Consider the following 14036-nt stretch of genomic DNA (forward strand, 5'->3'; position numbering starts at 1 on the left):
GGCGTCTGGGCGGTCAGGCTCCTTTGCGGATGACCTGGTCGGCCGCGGCCCGCATGCGGTCCGACAACTGAAGCAGGCTGTGCTCGCCGACGCCGAGCGGAAGGGTGTAAGCCAGCTGCCTCAGTTCGACGGCATAGTTGCGCAAGTCGTCGCGGAGGCGCGTCTCAACAGTGGGCATGACATCTCCCTCGGGCTGCGGCCGGGCAAGGGTCCTGGTCCACGTCGACCAGCCGATTCACAAATTTTCGCAGCACGGCCACATATCTGCGAGAGCGGCGATGCGAATTAACGGGAGTTTGACAGCGTATTTACAGTCGGGTCCCTGTCCGCGCCTGCCGTCCGCCGCGACTGACGGCACGGCGAAATCCCGGGCCCATTCTGGGGGTGGCGTTACGCTGACGCTGCCCGGTGGAAAGGTTCGCAGAAAGGCAAAGGGGCCCGAATGGACTTCGAACTCGACGCCGGGCAGCGTGCCTGGCTCGCCGAGGTCCGCGACTTCCTCCACCACAACGTCACCCCGGAGCTGCGGGCCGAGCTCGCCGAGCACGACCTGGAGCTGCCCGGCGGCGAGGTGGCGAGGTTCCGTCGCAGGATCGGGGAGAAGGGCTGGTTCGGGCTGAACTGGCCGCGCGAGTACGGCGGTCTGGGGCTCGGCGCCGTCCACCTGCACCTGCTGATGAGCGAATTCGAATACTGGGGCGTTCCCGGCCCCGATCTGACGGTCACCTCGGTCGCGCCGATGATCATGCGGCACGGCACCCAGCGGAACAAATCCGAATGGCTGCCGCTGATCGCCCGCGGTGAAATGGTTTGCGCCGTCGGGTATTCCGAACCCGAGGCCGGCACCGACCTGGCCAGCCTGCGCACCAGCGCGGTCCGCGACGGCGAGCAATGGGTGATCAACGGCACGAAGATCTGGAACAGCGGGGCGCAGCGCGCCACCCACGAATGGCTCTGCGTGCGCACCGATCCCGACGCCGTGCGGCACCGGGGCATCTCGGTCATCATCGTCGCAATCGACAGCCCGGGTATACAGATTCGCCCCCTGTACGCCTGGTCGGGTTACCGCACCAACGAGGTGCACTTCCGCGACGTGCGGGTGCCGGTCGGCAACCTGGTTGGCGAAGTCAATCGCGGCTGGACGTACATCACCGGCGCGCTCGACCTCGAGCGCGGCGCGCTGACCAACGCGGGCGACCTGCGTCGCGCCGTGGAGGAACTGCGCGCGCTGGCGCGGACCCCGCGCCGGGACGGCACGGTGGCCGCCGACAACCCGTCGCTGCGGCGCCGGCTGGCGCAGGCCGAGGCCGACGTCGCGGTGGCCACGCTGATGGGCTACGAGGCCGCATCGATCCTCGACAGCGGCGTCATCCCCTCGGTGGAGGTCAGTGTCGAAAAGGTCTTCACCAGCGAGCTGCGCCAACGCATCGCCGTGCTGGCCCTGGACCTGCTCGGCCCGGACGGTCTGTTGGCGCACCGCGACCCGCAGGCGCCGCTGGCCGGCACGTTCGAGCGGCTCTACCGCGCCGCGCCCCTGATGCGCTTCGGCGGCGGCACCAACGAGGTGCTCCGCGACATCATCGCCCAGCGCGGGCACAAGATGCCCAGCTACGGCCGCTGACGCATGAGGGCGATACCCACCGTCGAGCAGCGCGCGTTCGCCTCGTCGTTGCGGGCCGTGCTGGCCGCCGAGAGCCCCGTGGAGTTGGTGCGCGCACTGAACGAACCCGACGCGGACCGCCGCACGCCGGCGCTGTGGAAGGCGCTGACCGACGCCGGCGTTTTCGGGCTGGCCCTCGCCGAGGAACACGGCGGCTCGGGCGGGTCGCTGGACGATCTCGCCGTGTTCTACACCGAGGCGGGCCGCGCGCTGTGCCCGACCACGGTCCACAGCAGCATCCAGGCCGGGCTCGCGGTCGACCAGCTCGGCTCCCCGGGCGCCAAGGCCGCCTGGCTGCCGTCGCTGGCGTGCGGCGCGGCCCGCGGCACCACCGCGCTCTGGAACGCGCGCGACGCCGCCGTCGTGTCGGCCCCGCTGCGCGCCGACCCGGCGCCGGAGCGATGGCGGCTGAACGGCGCCGCGGACTACGTCGCCGACGCCGACGTCGCCGACATCATCGTGATTTCGGCTGCGGCCCAACGCCATACGCTGGCCTTCGCCGTCGACACCCGAGCAAGCGGCGTGAGCGTGCAGCCGCTCGCCATGGCGGGCGGACAGCGGGCGTTCACGGTGCGCTTCGACGACGTCGTGGTCGACGGCGGGGCGCTGCTCGGCGAGGCCACCGGGACCGCGCTGCGCCGGCTGGCCAACGCGGCGATCGCATTGGGGTCTCTCGACCTGGTCGGGGTCGGGCAGGCGGTCATCGACCGCACCGTCGACTACACCACGCTGCGCCACCAGTTCGGCCGGCCCATCGCGTCCTTCCAGGCGGCCCAGCACCTGGTCGCCGACATGCACATCGCGCTCGCGGCGGCGCGGCTGGCCGCGCACGCGGCGGTCTTCTGGATCGCACGCGGGCGCACCGCGACCCGGGAGACCGCGATCGCGCGCATGCACGCGGCCACCGCGGCCCGGTCGATCACGCTGGACGCCCACCAATTACACGGCGGCATGGGCTATGTCACCGAGACCGATCTGCATCTGTGGAGCGAGCGGGCCCGGCTCGGCTCGACGTGGGGCGGCGGCGCCGACGTCGCCGCCGGATGGCTGGAGGAGACGTTGAACGCACAGGAGACCCGGTGAACGAGGACAGCCTGATCGACGCCGAGTCCGCCTCGCGCGTCGGGACCGTCGCCGCGAGTGCCACGGGCGAGGTGAACCGGCGCGACTGGCAGCGGTGGGCCGCGGCGATCGGTGACCACAACCCGCTGTATTTCGACCCGGATTACGCCCGGGCCAACGGCTTTCGCGACATCATCTGCCCGCCGCTGTTCCTGCAGTACGCCGTGCTCGGCGTCACGCACCTCGAGGCGCTGCGGCCCGACGGCTCCTCCGGCGCGATCTCGGGCAGCCTCGCGTTCCCCCGGGCCCCCAAACGGATGGCCGGCGGGGAGAGCTTCACCTTCCACCTGCCGGCCTACCACCGCGACGACGTCGCGATGGTGCGCACCGTCGACTCCATCGTCGAAAAGCAGGGCCGTTCAGGCAGATTCGTCCTGGTCACCTGGCACACGGTCTACCGCAACCAGCACCGGGACCTGCTCGCCGAGGCCTCGACGTCGATGATCGCCCGCCCCTGGGAGCGCCCATGACCGACCAAGTCTTCTACGAGGACGTCGAGGTGGGCCAGCGGCTGCCCGAGCTCACCGTGACCGTCGACGAGACGCAGCTGTTCTTCTTCAGCGCCGCCACCTACAACGGCCACCGCATCCATTACGACAAGGACTGGGCGCGCACGGTCGAAGGGTATGACGACGTGCTGGTCCACGGCCCGCTGCAGGCGGCGCTGCTCGGCCGGGCCATCGGCGACTGGATCGGCGGCCGTGGGCGGCTGGTGTCCTTCTCCGTCCAGAACCGCGCGGTCGCCCATCCAGGCCAGCCGCTGAGCTTCGGCGGCACGGTCACCGGTAAACGCCTCTCCGACGGGGGCGCCGGGCTGGTGGAGCTCGACGTCGCCGGGCGGCGCGGGGAGACGGTGCTGATGCCCGGCACCGCGACCGTCGAACTGCCGCGACGGGCGACGCCTCGCGAGGCCGATCGGTGACCGGCCTGCGCGGCGAGGCCGCGATCGTCGGCATCGCCGAGTTGCCGGCACAGCGGCGCCCCACCGGGCCGCCGCTGTTCACCCTCGACCAGTACGCGCTGCTGGCGAAGGCGGTGATCGAGGACGCGGACGTCGACCCCACCCGCGTCAACGGCCTGCTCACCCACGGCATCGCCGAGTCGGCGATGTTCGCGCCGGCCACGCTGTGCGAATACCTCGGTCTGGCACTGGATTTCGGTGAGCGTGTGGACCTCGGCGGCGCCACCGCGGCGGGCATGATCTGGCGGGCCGCGGCCGCGGTGGAGCTCGGCATCTGCGACGCGGTGCTGGCCGTGGTCCCCGGCTCGACCTCGCAGCCACAGTCCGAGAAGCGGCCCCCGCCGGCGCCGAATTGGTACGGGGCCTCGTCGAACAACTACGGGTCCCCGCAGGCCGAATTCGAGATCCCGTACGGCAACGTCGGCCAGAACGCGCCGTACGCGCAGATCGCGCAGCGCTATGCCGCCGAGTTCGGCTACGACCCGGCCGCGGTGGCCAAGATCGCGGTCGACCAGCGCCTCAACGCGTGCGCCCACCCCGGCGCGGTGTTCCACGGCGCCCCGATCACGGTGGACGACGTTCTGGCCAGCCCGATGATCGCCGACCCGATCCACATGCTGGAGACCGTGATGCGGGTGCACGGGGGAGCGGGCGTGCTGATCGCCAACGCCGACCTCGCCCGGCGCGGTCGCCACCGCCCGGTGTGGATCAGGGGCTTCGGCGAACACATCGCGTTCAAGACCCCCACGTACGCCGAGGACCTGCTGCGTACCCCGATCGCCCGCGCCGCCGACCGGGCGTTCGCGATGGCGCGGCTGGACCGGTCGGAGGTGGACATGGCGTCGATCTACGACTGCTACACCATCACCGTGCTGATGAGCCTCGAGGACGCCGGCTTCTGCGAGAAGGGCCACGGGATGTCGTGGGTCGCCGGGCACGACCTGACCCACCGCGGCGACTTTCCGCTCAACACGGCCGGCGGCCAGCTGTCCTTCGGGCAGGCCGGCATGGCAGGCGGCATGCACCACGTCGTCGACGGCGCGCGACAGGTCATGGGCCGGGCCGGCGCCGCGCAGGTGCCCGACTGCCACACCGCGTTCGTCACGGGCAACGGCGGCATCATGAGCGAGCAGGTCGCGCTGCTGATGCGGGGGGACTAGCGATGGACATCCCCGTTCCCGAGCCCACGCCGGTGTCGCGGCCCTTCTGGGACGGCCTGGCCGCGCACCGCATCCTGGTGCAGTATTCGCCGTCGTTGGGGCGCTACGTGTTCTACCCGCGCACCCTCGCGCCGGGAACATTCGCCGACGACCTGGAATGGCGCGAGATCGACGGCGCCGCAATGCTGTACACGTACACGGTCGCCCGCCGGCCCACCGGCCCGCCCTGGGCGGACGCGCTGCCGCAGCTGCCCGCGGTCGTGCAGTGGGACGCCGGACCGAAGTTCAGCACCGAGTTGGTCGACGTCGATCCCGCCGACATCCATATCGGCATGCGGGTCGAGCCGGTGTTCTACGATCTGCCCGAAGACGGAATCACCCTAGTGAAGTACCGGCCGGCGTGAGCGGCCCACCGACGCGGGCGGAGGCGTCAGATGGACGATCCCTTTGACGGCGTCCGGGCGCTCTTGCGCGAGTTGGACGCGGGCTTCCCCCGCGTCGAGACCATGACGGCCGCCCAGGCCCGCGCCGCCGTCGCCCGGCGGCGCCGGCCCGTCACCAACATCGACGACGTCCGCCGCACCGAAGACCGCACGATCCCGGGCCCCGGGGGCGACATCCCCGCCCGGGTCTACCACCCGCACGGCGAGCCGCGCGGCGGCCGCCCGGCCGTCGTGTTCTGCCATGGCGGCGGATTCGTGGTGTGCGACATCGAATCCCACGACGGCTTCTGCCGCGCCCTGGCCCGCGGCACCGCGGCCGTCGTCGTGTCGATCGACTACCGCCTCGCGCCCGAACACCCGGCGCCGGCGGCCGCGCTGGACGCCTTCGTGGCGTTCTGCTGGGTGGTCGACCACGCGGCCGAGCTCGGCATCGACCCGGCGCGGACCGCGATCGCCGGCGACAGCGCCGGCGGCAACCTCGCCGCGGTGACCGCGATCCTGTGTCGGGACCGGGCGGCCGCCCGGCCCGCCGCGCAGCTCCTGATCTATCCGGTCATCGAGCCGGCTTTCGACACCGACAGCTACCGGCGCTGCGCCACCGGCCACTTCCTCACCCGCGCCGCGATGCGCTGGTATTGGGCCCAATATGTCGGCGCACAAACGGTTTTCGACCCCCCGCACCTGGTGGCGCCGGCCCGCGCGGCGTCGCACGCCGGCCTGCCGCCGGCCGTCATCGTCACCGCCGGCCTCGATCCCCTGCACAACGAGGGCCGCGACTACGCGCGCCGGCTGCGCGACGCGGGGACGCCCGTCGTGCACCGCGACTTCCCGGGCCTGTTTCACGGCTTCCTGACCATCCCGTCGTTCCCGCCCGCGGACTCGGCGCGCGACATGATCTGTGCCGACCTGCGGGCCCTCCTGCAGCCCGCTTTCTGCGAGTCGACATGAACCCGGAGACGCAAGCCGACGTGATCGTGATCGGCGCGGGATTCGCCGGGCTCTACGCCGTGCACCGGGCCGCGTCGGCGGGCCTGTCGGTGCTCGGGCTCGAGGCGGCGCCCGACGTGGGCGGCACCTGGTACTGGAACCGGTACCCGGGCGCCCGGTGCGACGTCGAAAGTGTCGACTACTCCTACTCGTTCGACGACGAACTCCAGCAGAGCTGGACGTGGAGCGAACGATTCGCCGCCCAGCCGGAGATCCTCGCCTACCTGAGCCACGTGGCCGACCGGTTCGACCTGCGCCGGCACTACCGGTTCGGGGTCGACGTCGTCGGCGCCGCCTTCGAGCGGGGCCGCTGGCGGGTCCGCGCCCGCGAAGGCCAGACCCATGCCGCGCAGTTCCTCGTCTGCGCGACGGGCTGCCTCTCGGCGGTCAATCGCCCCGACATCCCCGGCGTCGACAACTTCGCGGGCGAGGCCTACTTCACCGCCGCGTGGCCGCGCGAGGACCCCGACCTGCGCGGCAAGCGGGTCGGCCTGATCGGCACGGGAAGCTCCGGCATCCAGGCGGTTCCGATCGTCGCGGCGCAGGCCGACCGGCTGGTGGTGTTCCAGCGGTCGGCGAACTACAGCATCCCGATGCCCAACCGCCCCTGGACACCCGAGGAGCAACGACAGATCCGGGAGCGGTACCCCGAGCGCCGCCGCGCCTCGGCCTACGCGGCCGCGGGAACCCCGCACGGTACGTACCACAAGAAGGCGGTGGACACCGAACCGCGGGAACGCGCCGAAGCGCTCTGGCGGCGCTGGCGCGAGGGCGGCGTGCTGTTCGCCAAGACCTTCCCCGACCAGAACTCCGACCTTGCCGCCAACCACATCGCGCGCGAGTTCGCCGAGGAACGCATCCGCGAAATCGTCGCGGATCCCGTTGTGGCCGCCGACCTCATCCCGGTCGACCACCCGATCGGGACGAAGCGGATCTGCACCGACGGCGGCTATTACGCCGCGTTCAACCGTGAGAACGTCACGCTGGTGAACCTGCGCCGCGAGCCCATCGACGCGATCACCGCCGCTGGCGTGCGCACCGGCGCCGCGTTCTACCCCTGCGACGTGCTGATCTTCGCCACCGGCTTCGACGCACTGACCGGGGCGTTGACCCGCATCGACCCGGTGGGCCCCGGGGGAGTGCGGCTGCAAGACATCTGGGCCGACGGTCCCCTGACCTTTCTCGGCCTGATGGTGCCCGGGCTGCCGAACATGTTCACCATCAGCGGCCCCGGCAGCCCGTCGGTGCTGGCCAACATGGTGCTGCACGCCGAGGTGCAGGTCGACTGGGTCATCGACCTGGTGTTGACGGCCCGCCGCCTCGGGGTGACGGAGGTGGAACCGCGCCGCGACGCCGCCGGGGCGTGGACCGACCACGTGGCGACGGCCGCCGAGCGGACGCTCTTTCCGAAGGCGGCCTCGTCGTGGTACCTGGGCGCCAACATCGCGGGCAAGAAGCGCGTCTTCATGCCCTACGCCGGCGGGTTCGGCACCTACCGGCGGCACTGCGACGAGGTGGCCCGCCAGGACTACGCCGGGCTGGTGCTGACGACCCGATGATCGAAACCGTTCAGCAGCTGCTGCGGCAGCGTCGCGACGACGACACCCCGGCGCTGGCGTGCGGCGAGCGCACGTGGACCTGGCGGGAACACCTCGCGGAGGCCGAGGCGGAGGCCGCCGCGCTGATCGCCCTCGCCGACCCCGCCCGGCCGCTGCACGTCGGGGCGCTGCTGCCCAACTCCCCGGCGATGCTGCGCGCCATGGCCGCGGCTGCGCTGGGCGGCTACGTGCTGTGCGGGATCAACACGACGCGGCGGGGCGCCGGGCTGCTGGCCGACATCCGGCGATCCGACTGCCAGCTGCTGCTCGTCGACCCCGAACACCGTGCCCTGCTGGATGGCTTGGACCTCAACGGGATTCAGGTCCTCGACGTGACCGGCGGGCGTTACGCCGAGCTGGTGGCGACCGCGCCGCGCCTGGTTCCGCATCGCGAGGTCGCCGGGGGCGACACGCTGATGATGATCTTCACCTCCGGCACCAGCGGTGACCCGAAGGTCGTTCGCCTCGCGCACGCGATGGCGGTCATGTGCGGTGCCAGCCTGATCTTCCAATACGACGTGACCGCCGACGACGTCTGCTACCTGTCGATGCCGCTCTTCCACTCCAACGGTGTCGCCGCCGGATGGGCGGTGGCGATCGGCGCCGGGGCCACCATGGTCCCGGCCCGGTTCTCGCCGTCACGGTTCCTGGACGACGTGCGTCGCCACCGCGTGACGTACCTCAACTATGTGGGCAAGCCCCTCGCGTTGATCCTGTCCACCCCCGAGCGGCCCGACGACGCGGACAACACGCTGCGGGTCGCGTTCGGTAACGAGGCGACCGATCGTGACATCGCCGAATTCGCACGGCGTTTCGACTGCCGGGTGGTGGACAGCTTCGGCTCCAGCGAGTTCGCCGTGATCGTCGTCCGCGAGGACGGCACCCCGCCCGGATCGATCGGCAGGCCGTATCCCGGGGTGAGCATCTACAACTCGACCACGCTGCGGGAGTGCGCCGTCGCCGAATTCGACGAACATGGGGCGCTGACAAACTTCGACGACGCGGTCGGCGAGCTCGTCAACACCCAGGGTGCGGGCCCGTTCGTCGGCTACTACAACGATCCGGCGGCCACCGCGCAGCGGATGCGGCACGGCATGTATTGGTCGGGCGACCTGGCCTACCGCGACGCCGACGGCTGGATCTACCTGGCCGGCCGCACCGCGGACTGGATGCGGGTGGACGGCGAGAACCTGGCGGCGGGGCCGATCGAGCGGATCCTGGGACGCCTGCCTGAGGTGAGCCAGGTCGCCGTCTACGCGGTGCCCGACGACCGCGTCGGCGATCAGGTGATGGCCGCGCTGGTCCTGCGGAGCGGGGCGCGCCTGACGCCCGACGGGTTCGCCGAGTTTCTTGCGGCGCAACCGGACTTGTCGCCGAAGGCCTGGCCGCGGTATGTGCGCATCAACGCCGACCTGCCCACGACCGCGACGAACAAGATCCTCAAGCGCGCGTTGATGGCCGCGGGCGCCAGCGCCGAGGGCGGGGTGCTGTGGGCCCGGCGGGCGCGCGGCACCACTTACCGTCCCGCGATGGAAGCCCATGCCATGAACGCCATGCCATAAACCTCACGCCATGAACCCCATGCGATAAACCCCATGCGATGAACTAGGTGGCGACCTCTTGGGGCGCTTCCCCGAATCGGGCCAGCACCAGCGTCGCCGAGACGGCGACCGCGAAACCCGCCACCACCAGCCAGCCGAGGCCGTCGCGCGCGCTGTCGCCCAGCCACACCACCCCGGCGAACGCGGGCGCGATGGTTTCACCGACCACCATCCCCGCCACCGCCGAGGTCACCGATCCGCGGTGCAGCGCGGACGTGAGCAGCAGGAAACCGGCCGCCCCGCCCGCGGCCGCCGCGTAGAGCGCAGGATTGGCATAGAAGGCGCGTTTGGTCGGATCGATCACGTCGATCAGCCGCACGCCCACCTCGGTGATCCCGAAGCCGGTCCCGGCCGCCAGCCCCAACGCCAGTGCGCGCGGCCGGTCCGGCAGCCGGCCCGCCAGCGCGCCCGCGACGAATACCGCGGCCGCCACACCCAGCAGCGCCCAGCCGAGGCCGGCCGGGGCGCGCCGGGAGTGCCCGGGACCGGCCGCCAGCGCGAGCGCGACCAGGCTCGCGCACACGACGCCGACGGCGGTCCATTCGGCCCGCGACAGCCGCGCCGAGAGCAACCAGGCGGACGCGATGCCGGTGACCGCGATCGAGGCGGCCAGCGCAGCGGCGACCACGTAGATCGGCACCAGGCGCAGCGCCGCCACTTGAAGCGCGAATCCGAGCGCGTCCAGGCCGACGCCGGCAAGGTAGCGCCACTGCCGGGCGGCGCGCAGCAAGAGCACGGTGTCGACGCCGGAGCCGCTCCCGGCCTCCACCGATCGCGTCGCCGCCGCCTGCAGCACCGAAGCCGTGCCGTAACAGACCGAGCAGCCAAGCGCGAGGATGAAGCCGATCAGCACACGTCGAACAATAGGCGTCGGCGTCGGTGCGCGCCCGCGGGCCACCGGGCGGGCGGGCGCCTGAGAAACCTCTGAACAAATGTTTGGGCGAGGGGCCGTCCGGGCAAGTCAGGAGTACACATGGCGTCAGCCCCGGCTCGGACCCCACGAACGTCAGTGAACGGTCGTGCGTGATTGTCGCGGTTGCGGTTTTTTTATCAAATATCTGTGCTGCAAGCGCATTCAAATGGAACGTTTAAAGTGGGTGTACAACTGTGTACTCTGGCGGCATGGCTGAACGCGGTGCCGAGCCTCGGGTCCCACGCGGACGCCGGTTGTTCCTGCGAGCGGTGCGGCGGTTGTTCAGCCCGCTGGAGCCGGACGACTACCTCGAGATGATCAACCCGCTGTGGACCACCAAGGAGTTGCGCGGCAAGGTCGAGGGCATCGAGGCGCAGGGCTCGGAAGCGGCCAGCGTTCTGATTCGGCCGGGGTACGAGTGGCCGGGCCACAAGCCCGGCCAGTACGTGCGCCTCGGCGTGGTCATCGACGGCGTCTACCACTGGCGCGCGTACTCGCTGACCTCGGATCCCAGGCCCGAGGACGGACTGATCAGCGTCACACCGAAGAGGGTGGACGGCGGTGTCGTGTCGCCGTATCTGGTGCACAAGATCCAGCCGGGGGACCTGGTGCGGCTGGGCGAGATCGAGGGCGTCTTCACCCTGCCGGAGCCGTTGCCGGACAAGCTGCTGTTCATCAGCGCCGGAAGCGGCATCACCCCGATCATCAGCATGCTGCGTGACCTGGACCATCGCGATGACCTGCGCGACGCGGTGGTCATTCACTCCGCACGGACGCGCGAGCAGGCCATGTTCCTGCCCGCCCTCGAAGAGCTCGAGCAACGCCACGAGGGGATGCGGCTGGATCTGCGCCTCACCTCCGAACAGGGGCGAATCACGCCCGGCGACCTGGACGACGTCTGCCCGGACTGGCGCGAGCGCGAGGCGTTCTGCTCGGGCCCCGGAGAAATGCTCGACGCGCTGATCGAGCACTGGGAGGACAAGGGGGACCGGGACCGCCTGCACTTCGAGCGCTTCCAGCCCAAGATCGGTGGCGACGCCAACGCCGGCGAGGGCGGCACGGTCAGCTTCTCCGACAGCGACAAGGAAGTCGAATGCGACGGCGGCACATCGATTCTCGAGGCCGGCGAGAAGGCCGGGCTCAACCTCGCGTTCGGCTGTCGCATCGGCATCTGCCACACCTGCGTCGGGACGCTCAAGTCGGGCAAGCTGCGAGACCTGCGCTCGGGTGACGTGACCGAACCAACCGGGCAAGACGTTCGAATCTGCATCAACACCGCCGAGGGCGACATCGAGCTCGCACTGTGATCGAAAGGAGCGGCCTGTGACAACTGCCGTGAAGAAAGCCGGGGAGTCACCGCTCGCTCGGCTGGGGGAACAAGAACTGGAAAAGCTCGCGAAGGAATTCGACGCGATCCACGACGAGGTCTTCGCCGACCTCGGCGACCGCGACCGCCGCTACATCAAGAACGTCATCTCGGCGCAGCGGCAGATCGTGGTGGCCGGCCGCGTGCTGCTGCTGGCGTCGCGGTCGAAGACCGCGTGGCTGCTGGGCACCGCCTGCCTGTCCATGGCCAAGATCCTGGAGAACATGGAGATCGGCCACAACGTGATGCACGGTCAATGGGATTGGATGAACGATCCCGACATTCACTCCTCGGTGTGGGACTGGGACACGGCGTCGACCGCCGAGTCCTGGAAGCACTCCCACAACTACATCCACCACACATTCACCAACATCCTCGGCAAGGACAAGGATCTCGGCTACGAGATCATGCGGATCGACCCCAACCAGAAATGGGCTCCGCGCTACCTGGGCCAACCGATCTACAACCTGCTGCTGACGCTCCTGTTCGAGTGGGGTGTGGCCGTCCACGACATGGACATCGACGCGATACGCAAACGCGAGAAGCCTTGGTCGGAGGTGCGCAAGGACCTGCGGGGCATCGGCGTCAAGGCGCGCGCACAGATCTACAAGGACTACCTCGGTTGGCCGGCCATCAGCGCCGGGGCCTTCGCCCTCACCCAGCTGGCTATGCGCGGCCGGCTCGAGCAGCCGGCGCAGTCCCGCGTCGCCAGAAGGCTGCGCAGGGTGTCGAGCGGTCGCCGCGTCGGCGCCGCGGCGAACTTCCTCGACAAAATCGCGCCGGGCGTCGAGAGCACCTACCTGCGCACCCTGACCGCCGATGCGCTGGCCAACGTCATCCGCAACGTGTGGGCGCACGCCATCATCTTCTGCGGCCATTTCCCCGACCAGGCCTACACGTTCACACAGGAGGAAACCGAGAACGAGACGCGCGGTGGCTGGTATGTCCGCCAACTGCTCGGCGCCGCGAACATCGACGGCAGCCCGTTGTTCCACATCGTCAGCGGCAATCTCGGCTATCAGGTCGAGCACCACCTCTACCCGGACATGCCGAGCAGCCGCTACTCCGAAATCGCGCCGCAGGTGAAGGAGATCTGCGAGCGCTACGAGTTGCCGTACAACTCGGGCCGGTTCGGCAAGCAGTGGGCGATGGTGCACCGCAGCATCTTCCGGCTGGCCTTCCCGGGAGGAAAGCCCCGGCCGAAGCCCGGTCCCTACCACGGCAACGTCCATCGGCCCGACCCCGAGCGGCCGAGCGAGAGCACCCGGTTCCGTGACCGGGTCCCCGCCGAACACCCGGCCGCGGGCCCCGAACACCAGGCCACCGGCGTCCAGGTGCAACCGCCGCCCCGCGGCAAGGACTGATCTCACCGGACCGCCGCGCCGCGCGCCCATGAGTAGCCTTTGCCCGGTGACAATCGACGGGCAGGTCGTGGCCATCACCGGGGCAAGCAGTGGCATCGGGGAGGCGACGGCCCTTTTGCTCGCCGAGCGCGGAGCGCGGGTGGTCTTGGGCGCCCGGCGGGTCGATCGGCTCGACGAGGCCGCACGACGGATACGCGACCGAGGTGGACAAGCCGTCACGTGCGAGACCGATGTCTCGCGACGCGAAGACCTCGAGCGCCTCGTCGCCGCGGCGGCCGACGGGTTCGGCCGGCTCGACGTCCTGGTGAGCAACGCCGGGATCAGCAAGGTAGGGCCGATGTCAGATCTCGACGTCGACGGGTGGTCGGCGATGATCGACGTCAACGTGCGGGGCGTGTTGCACGGAATCGCCGCGGCGCTGCCGGTGTTCCGGCGCCAGGGACGCGGCCACTTCGTCACGACGGTGTCGACCGCCGGGCTGAAGATCGTCCCCACCATGGCGGTCTATGCCGCCACCAAGAATGCCGTTCGCACGTTGATGGAAGGGCTGCGCCAGGAATCGACCGATGGCGTCATCCGGACCACGTCGATCTCACCGGGGTTCGTCGACACGCAACTCGACAACTCCATCGACGACCCCGACGTGCGCGCGCAGATCCGGCGCAACATGACCGACTTCGGCCTGGCCCCGGCCGCTGTCGCGCGTGCCATCGCCTTCGCCGTCGAACAGCCACACGACGTTGAGATCGGCGACATCACGATCCGGCCGACCGTCCAGGGCTGAACGGGTCATCGGGATCGCCGATCGACGGCATCGGTGACGCCAATGGCTCTCGCGGACTGTTCCGGTCGGCCCGCCGC

At 70.4% G+C, this 14036-nt stretch carries 14 protein-coding genes; 12 read left to right on the forward strand and 2 right to left on the reverse strand.

Translation table 11 applies throughout. From position 1 onward, the window contains the following. Nucleotides 1–13 precede the first annotated feature (13 nt). Nucleotides 14–178 (reverse strand): hypothetical protein, encoded by a 165-nt coding sequence (locus BST44_RS30400; protein ID WP_167380193.1) that lies wholly within the window; start codon nt 176–178, stop codon nt 14–16. Between the two features lie 264 nt (nt 179–442). Between BST44_RS30400 and BST44_RS12025 the strand changes: the two genes are divergently transcribed. Genes BST44_RS12025 through fadD1 form a run of 9 tightly spaced genes read left to right on the forward strand, consistent with a single transcriptional unit; the run spans nt 443 to nt 9493 of the window. Next, nucleotides 443–1621 (forward strand): acyl-CoA dehydrogenase family protein, encoded by a 1179-nt coding sequence (locus BST44_RS12025; protein WP_083177345.1) that lies wholly within the window; start codon nt 443–445, stop codon nt 1619–1621. A gap of 3 nt (nt 1622–1624) precedes the next feature. After that, on the forward strand, nt 1625–2743 hold the full coding sequence (locus tag BST44_RS12030; RefSeq protein WP_083177346.1) for an acyl-CoA dehydrogenase family protein: 1119 nt from the start codon (nt 1625–1627) through the stop codon (nt 2741–2743). After that, entirely contained in the window at nt 2740–3252 is a 513-nt protein-coding gene (locus tag BST44_RS12035; RefSeq protein WP_083177347.1) for a MaoC family dehydratase, read from the forward strand. The genes BST44_RS12030 and BST44_RS12035 overlap by 4 nt, the downstream gene beginning before the upstream one ends. After that, nucleotides 3249–3704: a MaoC family dehydratase gene (locus BST44_RS12040; protein ID WP_083177348.1), complete on the forward strand. Its 456-nt coding sequence runs from the start codon at nt 3249–3251 to the stop codon at nt 3702–3704. Before BST44_RS12035 ends, BST44_RS12040 begins: the two co-directional genes overlap by 4 nt. Next, nucleotides 3701–4903 carry a thiolase family protein gene (locus tag BST44_RS12045; RefSeq protein ID WP_083177349.1) on the forward strand — a complete coding sequence of 401 codons (1203 nt, stop codon included), beginning with the start codon at nt 3701–3703 and terminating at the stop codon, nt 4901–4903. The genes BST44_RS12040 and BST44_RS12045 overlap by 4 nt, the downstream gene beginning before the upstream one ends. Nucleotides 4904–4905: 2 nt before the next feature. Further along, nucleotides 4906–5307, forward strand: a complete 402-nt coding sequence (locus tag BST44_RS12050; protein WP_083177350.1) for a Zn-ribbon domain-containing OB-fold protein — start codon at nt 4906–4908, stop codon at nt 5305–5307. Nucleotides 5308–5337: 30 nt separating this feature from the next. Further along, nucleotides 5338–6294: an alpha/beta hydrolase gene (locus BST44_RS12055; RefSeq protein WP_083177351.1), complete on the forward strand. Its 957-nt coding sequence runs from the start codon at nt 5338–5340 to the stop codon at nt 6292–6294. After that, complete coding sequence (locus BST44_RS12060; protein WP_083177352.1) at nt 6291–7892, forward strand: flavin-containing monooxygenase; 1602 nt, start codon at nt 6291–6293, stop codon at nt 7890–7892. The genes BST44_RS12055 and BST44_RS12060 overlap by 4 nt, the downstream gene beginning before the upstream one ends. Beyond that, the gene (gene fadD1, locus BST44_RS12065; protein WP_083177353.1) at nt 7889–9493 is read left to right on the forward strand and encodes a fatty-acid--CoA ligase FadD1; all 1605 of its coding nucleotides are present in this window, start codon (nt 7889–7891) and stop codon (nt 9491–9493) included. The genes BST44_RS12060 and fadD1 overlap by 4 nt, the downstream gene beginning before the upstream one ends. A 43-nt stretch (nt 9494–9536) precedes the next feature. Here fadD1 and BST44_RS12070 read toward each other — a convergent pair whose 3' ends face one another. Further along, a complete protein-coding gene (locus BST44_RS12070) occupies nt 9537–10385 on the reverse strand; it encodes a DMT family transporter (RefSeq protein ID WP_244184799.1) in 849 nt (282 codons plus the stop codon). A 269-nt stretch (nt 10386–10654) separates the two neighbouring features. Here BST44_RS12070 and BST44_RS12075 point away from each other — a divergent pair, with 269 nt between their 5' ends. The 3 genes from BST44_RS12075 to BST44_RS12085 are packed head-to-tail and all read left to right on the forward strand — an operon-like array spanning nt 10655 to nt 13959. Then, nucleotides 10655–11752 carry a ferredoxin reductase gene (locus tag BST44_RS12075; RefSeq protein WP_083177354.1) on the forward strand — a complete coding sequence of 366 codons (1098 nt, stop codon included), beginning with the start codon at nt 10655–10657 and terminating at the stop codon, nt 11750–11752. A 16-nt stretch (nt 11753–11768) separates the two neighbouring features. Further along, nucleotides 11769–13175 carry a fatty acid desaturase family protein gene (locus BST44_RS12080; RefSeq protein ID WP_083177355.1) on the forward strand — a complete coding sequence of 469 codons (1407 nt, stop codon included), beginning with the start codon at nt 11769–11771 and terminating at the stop codon, nt 13173–13175. Between the two features lie 46 nt (nt 13176–13221). Further along, nucleotides 13222–13959, forward strand: coding sequence for an SDR family oxidoreductase (locus BST44_RS12085; protein ID WP_439330715.1), 738 nt, complete (start codon nt 13222–13224; stop codon nt 13957–13959). The last annotated feature ends 77 nt before the right edge of the window (nt 13960–14036 follow it).

The sequence above is a fragment of the Mycobacterium scrofulaceum genome (assembly GCF_002086735.1).
In the GTDB taxonomy this organism is placed as follows: domain Bacteria; phylum Actinomycetota; class Actinomycetes; order Mycobacteriales; family Mycobacteriaceae; genus Mycobacterium; species Mycobacterium scrofulaceum.

Bases quoted from the DNA above. Each gene is read 5' to 3' on its own strand.
- BST44_RS30400 (WP_167380193.1), bottom strand. From the start codon at position 178: ATGCCCACTGTTGAGACGCGCCTCCGCGACGACTTGCGCAACTATGCC.
- BST44_RS12025 (WP_083177345.1), top strand. From the start codon at position 443: ATGGACTTCGAACTCGACGCCGGGCAGCGTGCCTGGCTCGCCGAGGTC.
- BST44_RS12030 (WP_083177346.1), top strand. From the start codon at position 1,625: ATGAGGGCGATACCCACCGTCGAGCAGCGCGCGTTCGCCTCGTCGTTG.
- BST44_RS12040 (WP_083177348.1), top strand. From the start codon at position 3,249: ATGACCGACCAAGTCTTCTACGAGGACGTCGAGGTGGGCCAGCGGCTG.
- BST44_RS12050 (WP_083177350.1), top strand. From the start codon at position 4,906: ATGGACATCCCCGTTCCCGAGCCCACGCCGGTGTCGCGGCCCTTCTGG.
- BST44_RS12055 (WP_083177351.1), top strand. From the start codon at position 5,338: ATGGACGATCCCTTTGACGGCGTCCGGGCGCTCTTGCGCGAGTTGGAC.
- BST44_RS12060 (WP_083177352.1), top strand. From the start codon at position 6,291: ATGAACCCGGAGACGCAAGCCGACGTGATCGTGATCGGCGCGGGATTC.
- fadD1 (WP_083177353.1), top strand. From the start codon at position 7,889: ATGATCGAAACCGTTCAGCAGCTGCTGCGGCAGCGTCGCGACGACGAC.
- BST44_RS12075 (WP_083177354.1), top strand. From the start codon at position 10,655: ATGGCTGAACGCGGTGCCGAGCCTCGGGTCCCACGCGGACGCCGGTTG.